13 protein-coding genes are annotated in these 14,440 nt (G+C 65.4%); 7 read left to right on the top strand and 6 right to left on the bottom strand.

Annotation, left to right across the window (positions count from 1 at the left end; translation table 11 throughout):
* The first annotated feature begins 214 nt into the window (after nucleotides 1-214).
* The 3 genes from AC1RQF_RS30575 (at nucleotide 215) to AC1RQF_RS30565 (ending at nucleotide 4,269) form a co-directional block, all read left to right on the top strand.
* Complete coding sequence (locus AC1RQF_RS30575; protein ID WP_492873807.1) at nucleotides 215-544, top strand: TIR domain-containing protein; 330 nt, start codon at nucleotides 215-217, stop codon at nucleotides 542-544.
* A gap of 162 nt (nucleotides 545-706) precedes the next feature.
* Nucleotides 707-3,067 carry a GH92 family glycosyl hydrolase gene (locus tag AC1RQF_RS30570; protein ID WP_492873805.1) on the top strand — a complete coding sequence of 787 codons (2,361 nt, stop codon included), beginning with the start codon at nucleotides 707-709 and terminating at the stop codon, nucleotides 3,065-3,067.
* Nucleotides 3,068-3,633: 566 nt separating this feature from the next.
* The gene (locus tag AC1RQF_RS30565; RefSeq protein WP_274002098.1) at nucleotides 3,634-4,269 is read left to right on the top strand and encodes a LysE family translocator; all 636 of its coding nucleotides are present in this window, start codon (nucleotides 3,634-3,636) and stop codon (nucleotides 4,267-4,269) included.
* Nucleotides 4,270-4,344: 75 nt separating this feature from the next.
* On the opposite strand, the gene AC1RQF_RS30560 is transcribed toward AC1RQF_RS30565, so the two are convergent.
* The gene (locus AC1RQF_RS30560; protein WP_274002100.1) at nucleotides 4,345-4,842 is read right to left on the bottom strand and encodes a GAF domain-containing protein; all 498 of its coding nucleotides are present in this window, start codon (nucleotides 4,840-4,842) and stop codon (nucleotides 4,345-4,347) included.
* Nucleotides 4,843-4,928: 86 nt separating this feature from the next.
* Nucleotides 4,929-5,837 (bottom strand): LysR family transcriptional regulator, encoded by a 909-nt coding sequence (locus AC1RQF_RS30555; RefSeq protein ID WP_274002102.1) that lies wholly within the window; start codon nucleotides 5,835-5,837, stop codon nucleotides 4,929-4,931.
* A gap of 126 nt (nucleotides 5,838-5,963) precedes the next feature.
* On the opposite strand from AC1RQF_RS30555, the gene AC1RQF_RS30550 reads away from it, so the two are divergent.
* Both AC1RQF_RS30550 and AC1RQF_RS30545 read left to right on the top strand, forming a co-directional pair.
* Nucleotides 5,964-6,830, top strand: coding sequence for a pirin family protein (locus AC1RQF_RS30550; RefSeq protein ID WP_492873802.1), 867 nt, complete (start codon nucleotides 5,964-5,966; stop codon nucleotides 6,828-6,830).
* Nucleotides 6,831-7,086: 256 nt separating this feature from the next.
* Complete coding sequence (locus AC1RQF_RS30545) at nucleotides 7,087-7,575, top strand: GNAT family N-acetyltransferase (RefSeq protein ID WP_274002107.1); 489 nt, start codon at nucleotides 7,087-7,089, stop codon at nucleotides 7,573-7,575.
* A 75-nt stretch (nucleotides 7,576-7,650) separates the two neighbouring features.
* On the opposite strand, the gene AC1RQF_RS30540 is transcribed toward AC1RQF_RS30545, so the two are convergent.
* From AC1RQF_RS30540 to AC1RQF_RS30530, 3 genes are read right to left on the bottom strand one after another with little or no spacing between them, the layout of a single operon-like run.
* Nucleotides 7,651-8,517 (bottom strand): cytochrome c oxidase assembly protein, encoded by an 867-nt coding sequence (locus tag AC1RQF_RS30540; RefSeq protein ID WP_274004260.1) that lies wholly within the window; start codon nucleotides 8,515-8,517, stop codon nucleotides 7,651-7,653.
* Between the two features lie 10 nt (nucleotides 8,518-8,527).
* Entirely contained in the window at nucleotides 8,528-8,977 is a 450-nt protein-coding gene (locus AC1RQF_RS30535) for a copper chaperone PCu(A)C (protein ID WP_274002109.1), read from the bottom strand.
* Nucleotides 8,978-9,005: 28 nt separating this feature from the next.
* On the bottom strand, nucleotides 9,006-9,650 hold the full coding sequence (locus AC1RQF_RS30530) for an SCO family protein (RefSeq protein ID WP_274002111.1): 645 nt from the start codon (nucleotides 9,648-9,650) through the stop codon (nucleotides 9,006-9,008).
* A gap of 256 nt (nucleotides 9,651-9,906) precedes the next feature.
* On the opposite strand from AC1RQF_RS30530, the gene otsB reads away from it, so the two are divergent.
* Entirely contained in the window at nucleotides 9,907-10,659 is a 753-nt protein-coding gene (otsB, locus tag AC1RQF_RS30525) for a trehalose-phosphatase (RefSeq protein WP_274002112.1), read from the top strand.
* A complete protein-coding gene (otsA, locus tag AC1RQF_RS30520) occupies nucleotides 10,656-12,044 on the top strand; it encodes an alpha,alpha-trehalose-phosphate synthase (UDP-forming) (protein ID WP_274002113.1) in 1,389 nt (462 codons plus the stop codon). The genes otsB and otsA overlap by 4 nt, the downstream gene beginning before the upstream one ends.
* Nucleotides 12,045-12,130: 86 nt before the next feature.
* Here otsA and AC1RQF_RS30515 read toward each other — a convergent pair whose 3' ends face one another.
* Nucleotides 12,131-13,954: an ABC transporter ATP-binding protein gene (locus AC1RQF_RS30515; RefSeq protein WP_274002116.1), complete on the bottom strand. Its 1,824-nt coding sequence runs from the start codon at nucleotides 13,952-13,954 to the stop codon at nucleotides 12,131-12,133.
* Nucleotides 13,955-14,440: the final 486 nt, after the last annotated feature.

Below are 14,440 nucleotides of genomic sequence, written 5' to 3'. Positions count from 1 at the left end.
CTTCAGCACTGCCACAATCTGTTCGATCGAAAAGCGTTTCCGTTTCATGACAAACGACCTCCTGGTTCAGGGTCAAGCCAGGGTGTTCAGTTCGAACAGGGTTAGCCAGCAACAGACGTTGGCCCGTTCCTTCACCTGGACGTTCGAACGTCGGCTCCGCTCAGATTAGGGACCTTTGTCCTTGGATCATGTCGCTCGCGTTTCTGACGTCTCCATGCAGCCAACGCTCGTTGCCTGCAGTGTGCCAGCGCTAATTGGGAAGATGGGGGGCGCAGCGTTGTCGGAATGCTGGGCCGCGACCACGCATGAACAACAGCAACCATGTCGACCTGTACAGCATGCCCCCGACGACAAGAGTAGGGCGACAGTGGCCAGCGCGGACGAACCCGAGCCCCGAGCACGCCAGAACGTGATCCTTGAGCTCCGCCATTTCGCGGCAAAGCCCGGGGGCGGACATGTCTGTGCATTGCGCCGGGGGAATGTCGAAATTCCGTCCGACTTCACCGAGGCCGCTCTTCGAAATTACAGCGGTCCGAAAAAATGAGACAGGTCATGCCTACATTTTTCCAACAACCATATTCGACACATTTTGTTTAGCAAAACAAACGAAAAATTAGGGAGACATCTAGTAGTTGATAAACGCACCGATCAGTAATATTCCGTAACATGATGAAAGGAACAGCGATTTCCGAAGAGGAGACCAAAGATGAGAAACAACACACGCTGGATAGTGACCGCAATTGCAGTCGCAATGCTGAACGCCGGTTGCGGGGGGGATACGGTTGACAGTACGCCTGCCGGTAATTCTCCAACGCGCCCCGGCACACCATCGAATCCGGGCACACAGCCTACTCCAGGCTTGCCGTCCAATCCGGGCACGCCGCCTACTCCAGGCTCGCCGTCCAATCCGACGCACCCCGTCAAGGATTTACAGTTGACGCGCTACGTCGACCCGATGATCGGCACGGATCAGGTGCCGCCTATCGATCCTGAAATTGCCAAATCCGAAACCCATCCTGAAGATTTGCTCGGCGGTTTTACAACGCCTGCTGCTTCGTTGCCGTCCGGCATGGTTCAGTGGGGACCGGATACCCCACCTGTTCCCGATGTGTGGAGTCCACCCGGTTATCACTACAGTCAGACAGAAATCACCGGTTTCAGCGTCACGCACCTGAGCGGTGTCGGTTGTAGCGCCGGAGGCGCATTGCCAATATTTCCGACCGTCGCCGGCCAAGACGGTCCGGCGTCGTTCAAGCATTCGAACGAGACCGCGAAACCCGGCTACTACAGTGTGACCTTCGACAACGGTATCCGTACCGAACTGACGGCAACGTTGCGTTCCGGCGCCGCACGTTTTGCATGGCCGGACGGCAAGAGCGGTCAACTCAACATTTCGGCTGAAAGCACCGCAAACGCGGGTGATGGGGTAATTTCACTCGATCCGAATGATCCGAAAGCGTTGCAAGGTACGCTGACAGGTGGCGGTTTTTGCAATAACGGTCAGACTTACACCATCAATTTTTATATTGAATTTGATAAGGAATTCAAATCAAATATAAGCGGCGACAACGCGCAATTGACTTTTTCATCGTCGAAACCAGTGAACATGAAAGTCGGGATTTCGTACGTCAGCGTCAAAAATGCGAAGGATAACTTGCAACAGGAAAGTGGATCCCAAACGTTCGACCAACTTGTGTCGCAGGCCGATGCAATATGGAACCAGGAACTGAATGCAATTCAAGTAACGGGCGGTAGTGACGAGAACCTGAAGAAGTTCTATTCATCGTTATATCATGCGCTGCTTGCTCCTAGCGTTTTCAACGATGCAGACGGCGAATATCTGGCGATGGACGGCACAACGGCCAAGGTGCAAGCGGGTCACAACCACTACACGACGTTCTCCACCTGGGACATTTACCGTTCGCTGATGCCGATGATCGCGTGGCTCAAGCCGGCTGCCGCAAGTGACATGATGCAGTCGCTTGTCGATGACGCCAACGTGTGCGGCGGCAGTTTCCCGAAATGGGTCGAAGCCAACACGACTAGCGACGTGATGCCAGGTGACGGAGCCTCCATTCTTGTAGCGCAGAGTTATATGTACGGTGCGACCGGCTTCGATACGAAAAGAGCATTGTCGATCATGCTCGATACGGCAAATGGTGTCGCCACTTCGTGCAACGGAATCACCGCCCTCCCGGGACTTTCCGATTACATCAAGTATGGCTATTTGCCCCCGGAAACGATCAGCAACGGCCCCGCATCGACGACACTGGAGTATGCCGTTACGGACTATGCTGTTTTTCGTTTCGCGCAGGCGCTTGGCGACGACAATAACGCCGCAAAAATGCTGATGCGTTCGACGAACTGGAAAAATCTGATCAAACCGTCTACCCGCGCTCACAACGGTACAACGTTGCCGACGCTGTCCGATCGCACTGGCGATGGAAAATGGACGGCGAACTCGTACAAGGAAGTTGAAGGCAACGTTGAACAATACACGTGGATGGTACCGTTCGACATTCCCGGTTTGATCAACATCCTGGGTGGTGATAGCGCAGTCGTTCCCCGGCTCGATATGTTCAACCTCTTCCTGAACGCCGGCGAAGGCAGCCAGCACATGTGGATCGGCAACGAACCGTCGTTCGCGACGCCGTGGATATACAACTGGACGAGTCGCCCTGACAGGACACAGAAAATCGTGCGCCAAATCGTCAATCAACAATACACGACGGCCGCATCCGGTCTGCCGGGCAATGACGACGAAGGTGCAATGTCTGGATGGTTTGTGTGGGCGGCGCTTGGACTTTATCCGGAAGTCCCGGCTGTACCGGGTTTTACGCTGACAGGCCCTTTATTCCAACATGCGCTGATCAAACTCGGCAACGGTAATACGTTGACGATTGACGCTGACAACCCCGACTTCACCTACGTCAAAAGCGCCACACTGAATGGCGCTGCGTTGAACAACACGTGGCTTGACCTCGAGCAGGTCAGGAATGGTGGCGCACTTGCTTTCGGCCTCAGCGATGCGCCTACGACATGGGGACGTCCGCCTGTGGCACGGTGATTTTTCAGCGGGAAAAACTGCGTCGCATGTATTTGTCGCAATTGTATATCCATCAAATAAATGCGTTTTTTTAATTTTAGTACTTGACCGGCCTCTATTGTCCCCTTACTCGATCCGGGGCAATTTCGTGGCGGGTGTCTGCTTGTTGGGCACCCGCTCTTTTTTATACTGCCGAAGATGCGATGCTGGCACGAGAAATGTGCGCAGGATCAGACGGATATTTTTCGACGAGAATTTATCACATCCCGTTGAAGCAATGTGCCGCCCTCAACGAGTCGAGGGTCGGGAGCGGAAGTCCGCGAAAGTGATAGGCCTAGGTTTTGGCGTAGCTTTCTGATCAAAGCCACGTCAGATAAGGCGAAGTTACCGATGCATCATCGTCGACTGCAAGTTGCCTTGCAACTGGGCGACAGGAGAAGTGCGGAAACCCGCTGCGAGCGGGCTTTTCTTTTTTCATCGCCCTCCGCCGCCTCCGCATGAGCCCCGCCGCGGGACGGCGAGCCGGTTCGCGAAGTGCGCTATGCTGCGGATTCACGCCGGCCCGCCTCAGTCAACAGGAGTACGCAATGTTCCCCGCAGAAATTCTCGCCGCCTATCTCGCGGCGTGCATGGTCATCGTCATCTCGCCGGGACCGGACAACATCCTCGCATTGAGCCGCGGCCTGAGCCAGGGCGCGGCCGCCGCGGCCACCTCGTCGCTGGGCGCGGCCGTCGGCATCATGGTGCATACCGTGGCCGCCACGTTCGGCCTGACCCTGCTGCTGCAGACGAGCCCCTGGGCGTTCTGGGCCGTCAAGCTGATCGGCGCGGGCTACCTGATCTACCTCGGCATCAAGGCGTTGCGCTCGCGCGATCTGATCTCGATCCGCGCCACGGATCGCCTGCCGTTGCCCACGGTCCTGCGCACGGGGATCCTGTCGAACGTGCTCAATCCGAAGCCGGGCCTGTTCGTGATCGCCTTCCTGCCGCAGTTCGTCAGCGCCGGGCGAGGCTCGGTGCAGGTTCAGATGCTCGTGTACGGCGCGATCTTCGCAGTCAGCACGTTCGTCGTATTCACGCTGCTCGGCGCGTTCGCCTCGCGGCTGTCGAAGTGGTTGCTCGCGCATCCGAAGGTCACCGCCCACCTCAATACCGCCGCGGGGATGACGCTGATCGGCGCGGGCCTGCTGGTCCTCTCGCTGCGGACCCGCGCGGCGCGTTGACGCGTCGACGCGTTCAACCATGAAAAAGCCCCGCTTCGGCGGGGCTTGGTTTTTCAACGCGGACGCATGGCCGGCTCAGCGCCCGCGCTCCGCGCATTCCACGAACACGCGGCACAGCGCTTCCATGCCGCGCGCATCGTCGTCGTCGAAGCGCGCGAGCAGCGGGCTGTCGACATCCCATACGCCGAGCAGCGTGCCGTCGGCCGCCACGAGCGGCACCACGATCTCCGACTGCGACGCCGAATCGCAAGCGATGTGGCCGGGGAACGCGTGCACGTCGCGCACGACCTGCGTCTCGCGCGACTGCGCGGCGGCGCCGCATACGCCCTTGCCGAGCGGAATCCGCACGCACGCCGGCTTGCCCTGGAACGGGCCGACCACCAGCTCCCTGCCGTCGTGGAAATAGAACCCCGCCCAGTTGAGGCCCTCGAGCGCGTGATACACGAGCGACGAGAAATTGGCGGCGTTGGCGACGAGATCGGTCTCCGTCTCGAGCAGCGAACGCGCCTGCGCGACGAGTTCGGCGTAGAGCGCGGGCTTGGACGAGGGCAGGTTGTCAGGCAGTGCGAACATGAGGGATGACTAGAGTGGGAGGGGCGCCGCATCGCGCGCATGGAGCGCAGTCTAAGCGAATTCCGCGATGCGCGCGGTGGCCCGCGTCAATCGGGATCGAGCGCCGCGAATCGCTGCGCGAGGAAATCGAGCAGCGCGCGCACCGACGGCAGCAGGCCGCGCCGCGAAGCGTACACCGCATGCACGATCTCGCGGCGCGGCGCCCAGCCGGGCAGGATCCGCTGCAGCGCGCCGTGCGCGAGCGCGTCGCGCACCAGCAAGGTCGGCAGCTGTACGATGCCGACGCCCGCCACGGCGGCCGCGCGCAACGCGGGCATGCCGCGCGTCACGAGCCGGGGATGGTGCAGGATCGTCGCGCGCGCGCCGTCCGGGCCGAGCAGGGTCCAGGCGTGATCGTCCTGCGGCGTGCCGAGCGCGAGGCTCGGCAGGTTCGCGAGATCGGCCGGCACGCGCGGCATGCCGGCCCGCGCCAGCAGGTCAGGGCTCGCGACCAGACACTGGCCGCGCTCGGCCAGCGCGCGCAGCACCAGATCGCTGTCCTCAAGCGGCGGCGGACGCACCCGGATCGCGACGTCGATCCCTTCGCCCACCACGTCCACGCGGCGATTGGTCTCTTCCAGATGGATCTCGACGTGCGGGCAGTGCGCCATGAACGCCGCGAGCATGTCGCCCACCAGCGTGTCGAGCAGCGCCACCGGGCAGGTCACCCGCACGATGCCGCGCGGCTCCGCGTGCAGCAGCGCGATCGCCTCGTCGGCCGCGTCCGCCTCGACCAGCATCGCGCGACAATGCGCGTAATAGGTCTGGCCGACATCCGTCACCGCGAAGCGGCGCGTCGAGCGCTGGATCAACCGCATCCCGATCCGTTCCTCGAGCAACGCGATCCGGCGGCTCAGCTTCGATTTCGGCAGGTTGAGCGCCCGGCCCGCCGGCGCGAAGCCGCCGTGGTCGACCACCTGCACGAAGTAGTAGAGGTCGTTGAGGTCTCGTGTCATTCATCGTTCACCAGATGGAACGCTGCGTGTGATTATTGCAGCCTACCGCTTCCATCGTTCTGATTATATTGTTCTATTCATGGCGCGGGGCTTCCGCTCCGCCGGTGAACCCCACAGGAGAACCACATGAAGAAGATCGTCGGCGTGTACAGCGCACCGCGTTCGCATTGGGTCGGAGATGGTTTCCCGGTGCGCTCGATGTTCAGTTACGACAGCCATGGCGCGCACTTGAGCCCGTTCCTGCTGCTCGACTACGCGGGGCCGGCGCAGTTTCCGCCGGGCACCCATCGCCGCGGGGTCGGCCAGCATCCGCACCGCGGCTTCGAGACGGTGACCATCGTTTACGAGGGCGAGGTCGACCATCGCGACTCGACGGGCGCGGGCGGCCATATCGGGCCGGGCGACGTGCAGTGGATGACGGCGGCAGGCGGGATCCTGCACGAGGAGTTCCATTCGGAGCAGTTCACGCGGCAGGGCGGCACGCTCGAAATGGTGCAGCTGTGGGTGAACCTGCCGGCGAAGGACAAGCTCGCCGCGCCCGGTTATCAGACCCTGCTCGACACGCGGATTCCGTCGGTCGCGCTGCCGGACGAGGCAGGGCGGGTGCGCGTGATCGCGGGCGAGTTCGACGGGCATCGCGGCCCGGCGCGCACCCATACGCCGATGGACGTCTGGGACGTGCGCCTGAACCAGGGCGGCCGCGCGCGTTTCGAGATCGCTGAAGGTCGCACGCTCGCGCTCGTCGTGCTGCGCGGCACGGTGCTTGTCAACGGCGCGGAAATCGCGCGCGAGGCGCAGCTCGTGCAGTTGGCGCGCGAAGGCGACGGGGTCGAGATCGAGGCCAACAACGACGCGACGCTGCTGCTGCTGAGCGGCGAGCCGATCGACGAGCCGATCGTCGGTTATGGCCCGTTCGTGATGAACAGCGAGGCGGAAATCCGTCAGGCCGTCGACGATTTCAACAGCGGCCGGTTCGGGCGCATGCCTGCGTGAAAGACGCCGGCCCCGCATGTCGCGGGGCCGGCGGCCGCGTTTCGGCCGCGTTTCGGCCGCGTTTCGGCCGCGTTTCGGCCGCGTTTCGGCCGCGTTTCGGCCGCGTTTCGGCCATTCGGCCATTCGGCCATTCGGCGCGCGGCGCGCGGCGCGCGGCGCGTACGGGGTCGCCCGGCTGGCGCGCGCGGGACATCGCGGCATAATGTCCGGCTAGGCGCCGCGATCCGTGCGGCGCGTGCCCAGGATTTTCTTCGTCATGAATGCCTCTGCCGTTTCGTCATCCCATGTGTCCGCCCTCTCGTTCGAATGGCGTTGGAGGCCGTTCGCGGCGCTGTCGCCCGTCGAGGTCTACCAGATCCTGTCGGCCCGCAGCGACGTGTTCGTGGTCGAGCAGAACTGCGTGTACCGCGACATCGATCATGCGGACTTCGACGCCTGGCATCTTGGCGCGCACGATGAAGCAGGGCAGCTGGCGGGCTACTTGAGGGTCTTGCTGCCGGACGCGACGGAGCCCGACATCCGGATCGGCCGGGTGCTGACGACGCAGGCGTTTCGCGGCATGGGCCTCGGCAACCGGCTGCTCGCCGAGGCGCTCGAACGGATTCGCGCGCAGTGGCCCGGCACGCCGATCAGCCTGCATGCGCAGGCGCATCTGCAGAAGTACTACGGCGCGTTCGGATTCGCGCCCAGTTCCGAGGTGCACGACGAGGACGGCATCCCGCACGTGTGGATGCGGTCGGCCTGACGCGGTCGGCTAGACGCGGTCGGCCAGACGCGGTCGGCCAGACGCGGGGCGCGGCGGCGCGCCCCGCGCGCGCCGTCAATGCGGCGCGGCCGGCACGGCGCCGCGCTGCGGGCGCGCGTCGCGCTCGTTGCGCAGGCGGCCGCGCGCCGACAGGCGCATCCAGTGGCGCAGCGCGATCAGCGCGCCGATCACGCTCATCATCGAGCCGGGGATCCACAGCAGCAGGCCGCCGATCTGCTGGTCGCGCAGCGGGCTCAGCCAGGTGAACGCGCGGCCGCAGATCGAATACACGGGATACAGCTCGTGCGGCGTGAAGAAGATCAGCGCGCCGAGCACGATCTGCGGCGGGATCGCCGCGACGATGACCAGGATCCGCCGTCCCGGCGCAAGCCGCGCCGGCGGGGCGGGCCGTGGATCGAGGACGAGCCACCAGAACAGCAGCCCGTCGATCACCATGCTCCAGTTCATCACGCGATAGAGCCGCCAGTCGAGCATCGCGATGAAGTGGATCGGCGAGAGCAGCCAGAAATAGATCAGCCCGACGAACAGCACCACCGCGACGACCGGATTGAACACGACGTCAAGCGCGATCCGCACCGGCTTGAATGCGAGCGTGGGGCCGACGAAGCGGCGTCGCCACGCGGCCGGGATCCCCGCGCGCAGCGCGGCGCCCGGATACGACAGCGCGATGAAGAATGGCCCCAGGTGGTGCAGCACGAGGTGCTGCGCGCGGTGCATGAAGAACTCGTGTTCGAAGAAGTAGTCGAGCCGCGTGTGCAGTGCGACGTACAGCGCCGTGAGCCCGAGCCAGAACGAGAAGCGCCGCAGCGGCGAGACTTTCGCCTTGCGCGCGCCGCGGATGAACAGCACGGCCGCGACGAGGACCGCGATCACCACGGTCGGCGACGGCTCCCACGGTTCGAGCCAGTACAGGAGTTCCATCACGCGAGACTTACTTGGTGGTCTGCGCGGGCGACTTCACGGCGAACGGCGTCTCGAGCTTCTCGCCGTCGGAGAACGTGAGGCGCAGGTGCACGGTGTCGCCCGGCTTGATCGCGTGCTTCGGTTCTTCGAGCATGAAGTGGTAGCCGCCCGGCGCGATGTCGACCTTGCCGCGCGCGGGGATCGTCAGCTTGTCGACCATCACCATCTGTTGGGTCGAGCCGTTCGAGACGGTCTGGTGCAGCATCGTCATCCCGTATTCGGGGCTGTCGACGTCGACGAGATCGATCGGCTTGTCGCTGGTGTTGACGAGGGTCACGTAGCCGGCGGCGGGCAGCTTGTTCGGCAGCCAGCGCACCCAGGCGTTCTGCGCGCTGATCGCGTCGGTGCCGCCCGCGTAGGCGTGCAGGCTCAACGACAGGGTGGCGAGCGCGGCGAGGGTCTTCAGTTTGGTCGACATGGCGGGGACCTTTTCGGTGAATGCCGTTTCAGGAACGGTTGACGATGATCCGGCGCAGATCGGTGGCGATCGCGGCGGGGGAATCCTGGTCGGTCGCGAGCAGGCGCGCGCGGCCCTGCGCGTCGAATACGTAGACGGCGGAACTGTGCGTGACCTCGTAGCCGCCGCTCGGATCGCGCTTTTCCATCTGGTAGGCGACGCGATAGCGCTTCGCGAGCGATTCGATCTGGCGCTCGGTGCCGGTCAGGCCGTACGCATGCGCGGCGTCGAACGCGGCCACGTAGTCGCGCATCGCCGCGGGGGTATCGCGCGCGGGATCGACCGAGACGAACAGGATCCGCACGTCGCGCGCATCGGGGCCCAGCAGCGCGAGCACCTGCATCAGGCGCGCCATGGTTTCGGGGCAGACGTCCGGGCAGTGCGTGTAGCCGAAGTAGACGAGCGCGACCTGGCCGCGGAACGCGGCGGCGTCGATCGGCTGACCGTTCTCGCCCGTCAGCGTGAAGGTGAGGTCGGGCAGGTGGCCCGTCACGTTCGCGAGCGTCCACGGCGCTTCGCGGGACGAGCAGGCGGCCAGCGTCGCGGCGGCCAGGAGGCCGGCGAGGGCGAGGCGAACGGTGCGGACGACGCGGGTGCGGGCGGACAGGCGCCGCGCGGTTGGCTGAAACGGCATTCCAGGGCTCGGTCGAAGAATGGCGGGGACGGCGGCGATGCGCCGCTTTCCGGCGGTTGCGACTGTAACGCACTTTGATCGGGATCGTCCTTTCGAAACGCGTGCAAAGCGTCCGGCCGGGGCAAAATGTCGCATCGGCGCGGTCTTGCGGTCCAGGCGCGGCCGTGCGTTTTGCGCATGGTGGCCGCGAGGCGCGGTAAGATGCGCACATTTCCCGGCGGACCGCCCCGCCAGCGGTCATTCTTCCAGCGAATCGATGCAATCCGTCCCGGCTTCCTTCTCCCTGAGCGACACCGCTTTCTTCTTCGATTTCGACGGCACGCTCGTCGAATTGGCGCCCACGCCCGACAGCATTCACGTCCCGCCCACGCTGCCCGCGCTGCTCGACAGCCTGCGGCAGCGCGCGCACGGCGCGCTCGCGATCGTCTCGGGGCGCGCGATCGACAGCATCGACGCGTTCGTGCGGCTGCCCGACCTGCCGGTCGCGGGCCTGCACGGCGCGGAACGGCGCGATGCGAACGGCGACGTGCAGCGGATCGGTTTCAACGACGCCCGCCTGTTGCGCATCGAGCGCGAACTGGCCGCGTTCGTCGAGCGCCATGCGGGCATGCTGCTGGAGATCAAGGGCGCGGCGGTCGCGCTGCATTTCCGCAATGCGCCCGAGCACGAAGTGGCGGCGCAGCGCGCGGCCGAGCGGCTGGTCGCCGAGTATGCGGACGCGTATGTGCTGCAACCGGGCAAGATGGTGTGCGAGATCAAGCCGAAGGGCGTCGACAAGGGCCGCGCGGTGACGGCGTTCCTCGCCGAGCCGCCGTTCGCGGGCCGCACGCCGGTGTTCGCCGGCGACGACCTGACCGACGAGAAGGGCTTCGCCGCCGTCAATGCGGCGGGCGGGCTGTCGATCAAGGTGGGCGCGGGCGAGACCACGGCGCGCTGCCGCGTCGAGTCGGTCGACGCGTTTCATGCGTTGCTCGCGCAGTGGCTGTCGACCGGCAGCGTGCGCGCATGAGCCGCCTCATCATCGTATCGAACCGCGTCGCGCCGATTTCCGAAGGCGAGCCGGCGGCGGGCGGGCTCGCGATCGGGGTGTACGACGCGCTCAAGGAAACGGGCGGCATGTGGTTCGGCTGGAGCGGCGACGTGGTCGCCTCGGGCGCGCCCCAGATCCATGTCGAGGAGCGCGGCCCGGTCACGTTCGCGACGATCGGGCTCGCGCGGCGCGATTACGAGCAGTACTACCGCGGCTTCTCGAACGCGACGCTGTGGCCCACGTTTCACTACCGCACCGACCTGATCCAGTACGACCGCCACGAATTCGAGGGCTACTGCCGGGTCAACATGTGGCTCGCGCAGCAACTCGTGCCGCTGCTGCACGAGGACGATGTGATCTGGGTGCACGACTACCACCTGATCCCGTTCGCGCAGGCGCTGCGCGCGGCGGGCGTGAAGAACCGCATCGGCTTCTTCCTGCACATCCCGTTCCCGGCCGCGCAGGTGCTCGTCAACGTGCCGCCGCACCGGGCGCTCGTCGAGGCGCTGTGCGCGTTCGACCTGCTCGGCTTCCAGACCACCTCCGATCTGCGCGCCTTCTGCGACTACATCGAGCACGAGGCGGGCGGCACGGTCGAGCCGGGCGGGCGGGCCGTCACGGTGCGCGCGTTCGGCCGCACGCTCGGCGCGGGCGCCTATCCGATCGGCGTCTACCCGGACGAGATCGCCGCGCTCGCGCAGGCGGGCCAGAGCGGCAAGGCGGTGCGCACGCTCGCGACCTCGCTGCGCGGCCGGCAGCTCGTGATGAGCGTCGACCGGCTCGATTATTCGAAGGGGCTCGTCGAGCGCTTCCGCGCCTTCGAGAAGCTGCTCGAACACGAGGCCGCGTACCGCAACCATGTGTCGTTCCTGCAGATCGCGCCGTCGACGCGCGCGGACCTGCGCGCCTACCAGGACATCCGGCTGCAGCTCGAGGCCGAATCGGGGCGCATCAACGGGCGCTTCGCGGAACTCGACTGGGCGCCGATCCTGTACATCCACCGGCAGTACGAGCGCCAGCTGCTGGCCGCGCTGTACCGGCTCGCGCGCGTCGGCTACGTGACGCCGCTGCGCGACGGGATGAACCTGGTCGCGAAGGAATACGTGTCGGCGCAGGATCCCGAGGATCCGGGCGTGCTGGTGCTGTCGCGCTTCGCGGGCGCGGCGCACGAGCTGACGGGCGCGCTGATCGTCAATCCGATCGACATCGGCGGGATGGCGGACGCGCTGTCGCAGGCGCTGTCGATGCCGCTCGCCGAGCGGCGCGCGCGCTATGCGGACATGATCGCGCAGCTGCGCGAGAACAATGTATCGGTGTGGCGCGACCATTTCCTGACCGACCTGAAGTCGCGCCCGCGCGCCTGAACGGAGCCGGCCGGTTCACCCAGGAAAAAAGCCGCGCGGCGTGACGCCGCGCGGCTTTTTTCGCTGTGAGGCGGCGCGCGCCGCGCTCAGGCGACGCGTTCGCCGTCCGCGCCGCCGCCGGGCGCGGGCAGGTGGTGCTGCTTCGCGAGCAGGTCGCGGTACAGGCCGGGACGATTGCGCAGGACCTCGGGGCTGCCGTCGTCGATCACCTTGCCGGTGCTCATCACGATGATCCGGTCGAAGTTGCGCAGCGTCGACAGCCGGTGCGCGATCGCGATCACGGTGCGGCCGACCATCAGGCGGTCGAGCGCGGCCTGGATCGCTTCCTCGGAGGCGCTGTCGAGCGCCGAGGTCGCCTCGTCGAGCAGCAGGATCGGCGCATCCTTGAGGATCGCGCGCGCGATCGCGATGCGCTGCCGCTGGCCGCCCGACAGCTTCACGCCGCGGTCGCCGACGATCGTGTCGTAGCCTTCCGGCATCGCCTCGATGAAGTCGGCGCAGCGCGCCTCGCGCGCGGCGGCGAGCACCGCCTCGCGGCTTGCGTCGGGACGGCCGTACGCGATGTTCTCGTAGATCGAGCGATGGAACAGCGAGATGTCCTGCGGCACCAGCGCGATCGACTGGCGCAGGCTGTCCTGCGTGAGCGTGGCGAGATCCTGGCCGTCGATCCTGATCGCGCCGTGCTGCACGTCGTAGAAGCGCTGCAGCAGCGCGAGCACGGTCGACTTGCCGGCGCCCGACTTGCCGATCAGGCCGACGCGCTGGCCGGGCTCGATGTGCAGGTCGAAGTGGTCGAGGATCGGCCGGCGCTTCGGGTACGCGAACGTGACCCGCTCGAAATCGACGCGGCCGCCGCGCGGCGCGAGCAGGACGGCGTCGGAGCGATCCGGCATGCCGTGCGGTTCGAGCAGGGTCCGGACGGCCTCCGAGAGGCGCGCGACGTGCTGCGTGACGTCGACGAGCGCGACGGCGAGATCGCGCGTACCGTGCAGGATCGTGAAGCCGAGCGAGCTGACGAGCACGATGTCGCCCGAGGTCGCCTGGCCGCGGTCCCACAGCCACAGCGCCCAGCCGAGCAGGCCGGCCGACAGCATCGCGGTGATCACCGCGTGCAGCAGCCGCAGCTTCTCGAGATACAGCAGGCTTTGCTGGCGCGCGTCCATTTCCGCCTTGACGGTCGCGCCGAAGCGTTTCTGCTCGCGCAGCGTCATGCCGAACGCGCGCACGAGGCCCATGTTGCCGATCACGTCGACCAGCTCGCCGTCGACGGCCGCGGCCTTCGATGCGAAATTGTGATGGCGCACCGAGCCGCGGCCCGCGAGCTTGAACAGCACGATCGCGAGCACGGCCGAACAGCCGAGCAGGCCGAGCGCCATCAGCGGATTGACGACGATGATCATCAGGATCGCGCCGATCACCGCGATGCACGGCGGCAGCACGTTCCACGCCATCGTGTTCTCGGCGGTGTAGATGGCGTTCGAGGTCGCGGTGATCCGGCTCGCGAGCGTGCCCGGCTGCTTCTCCGCGTAGTAGGTCGGGGAGTGGCCGCTCAGGTACTGGAACAAGTCGCGCCGCAGGTCGCCCGTCACCGCGACGAAGGTGTGCGCGGCAACCCAGCCGCCGACGCGCCACAGCAGGTTGTCGGCGGCGATCAGGCCGACCAGGAGCGCGAACGCGCCCCACAGCGGCCCCGGATGGTGGCGGCCGGCCGCGAGCACGTCGATCAGGTGCTTGATCGCGTATTGCGAGCCGAGCGCGCAGCCGACGGCCGCCAGCACGCTCCCGAGCACGATCATGTGCGCGACGGGATGCATCCTGATGTAGCGGAACAGGAAAGCGAGCGGACGGCTCGCGTAGCTCGAGAGCTTCGCGTTGTATGCGTTGCGCTGGGCAGGGGTGAGAGCTTCCAAAATTGTGCGTGTGGTGAACCAGTGGTTGGACGCCGCGCGCCCGCGGCCGACAGGCCGCGACACGGACGAAAGCCGGCATTGTAAACAAGCCCGTGCGCGATGCCGCGTCGATGTTTGTGTCGCGGCGGCATCCGGCTCATTTTGAGATAAAATTCCACATCTTGCGATGGGCAGCCAGATTGCGGTGCAGCAACTCGGGCGCGGTCGCGGTGAAGGCGGGGCGCCAAGCCTGCCGCGAGTGGGTCCTACTCTAAATCTGTCTTTAAAATTAAAGGGTTGCAAAGTGTTGCACCTTTGTAACAAGGTAAAGACTTTGAAATCTTGTGCGCCGCAGCGGAAAAATTTGCTGATAATGAGCGCCGGGTTGGCCCTCCGGATTTTTTACGGGATCCTGTCAACGGGGCGTGCGGTCGCGCGTTCTAAGCGGGGTGCCTCGCTGATCCAAGGCCAGCGCGCATTCCAGGCCGCGAACCGGTCCTTTCGTCT

Source organism: Burkholderia sp. GW821-FHT14F03 (genome assembly GCF_058803765.1).
Note: the sequence above shows the minus strand (reverse complement) of the source record. Positions and strands in the feature narration are given on the sequence as shown.

What these genes read in the sequence shown, in the direction of transcription:
- AC1RQF_RS30540 (WP_274004260.1), bottom strand. Translation starts at nt 8,517, where the DNA reads ATGGAACTCCTGTACTGGCTCGAACCGTGGGAGCCGTCGCCGACCGTG.
- AC1RQF_RS30560 (WP_274002100.1), bottom strand. Translation starts at nt 4,842, where the DNA reads ATGTTCGCACTGCCTGACAACCTGCCCTCGTCCAAGCCCGCGCTCTAC.
- AC1RQF_RS30550 (WP_492873802.1), top strand. Translation starts at nt 5,964, where the DNA reads ATGAAGAAGATCGTCGGCGTGTACAGCGCACCGCGTTCGCATTGGGTC.
- AC1RQF_RS30535 (WP_274002109.1), bottom strand. Translation starts at nt 8,977, where the DNA reads ATGTCGACCAAACTGAAGACCCTCGCCGCGCTCGCCACCCTGTCGTTG.
- AC1RQF_RS30545 (WP_274002107.1), top strand. Translation starts at nt 7,087, where the DNA reads ATGAATGCCTCTGCCGTTTCGTCATCCCATGTGTCCGCCCTCTCGTTC.
- AC1RQF_RS30570 (WP_492873805.1), top strand. Translation starts at nt 707, where the DNA reads ATGAGAAACAACACACGCTGGATAGTGACCGCAATTGCAGTCGCAATG.
- AC1RQF_RS30530 (WP_274002111.1), bottom strand. Translation starts at nt 9,650, where the DNA reads ATGCCGTTTCAGCCAACCGCGCGGCGCCTGTCCGCCCGCACCCGCGTC.
- otsA (WP_274002113.1), top strand. Translation starts at nt 10,656, where the DNA reads ATGAGCCGCCTCATCATCGTATCGAACCGCGTCGCGCCGATTTCCGAA.
- AC1RQF_RS30565 (WP_274002098.1), top strand. Translation starts at nt 3,634, where the DNA reads ATGTTCCCCGCAGAAATTCTCGCCGCCTATCTCGCGGCGTGCATGGTC.
- AC1RQF_RS30575 (WP_492873807.1), top strand. Translation starts at nt 215, where the DNA reads ATGCAGCCAACGCTCGTTGCCTGCAGTGTGCCAGCGCTAATTGGGAAG.
- otsB (WP_274002112.1), top strand. Translation starts at nt 9,907, where the DNA reads ATGCAATCCGTCCCGGCTTCCTTCTCCCTGAGCGACACCGCTTTCTTC.
- AC1RQF_RS30555 (WP_274002102.1), bottom strand. Translation starts at nt 5,837, where the DNA reads ATGACACGAGACCTCAACGACCTCTACTACTTCGTGCAGGTGGTCGAC.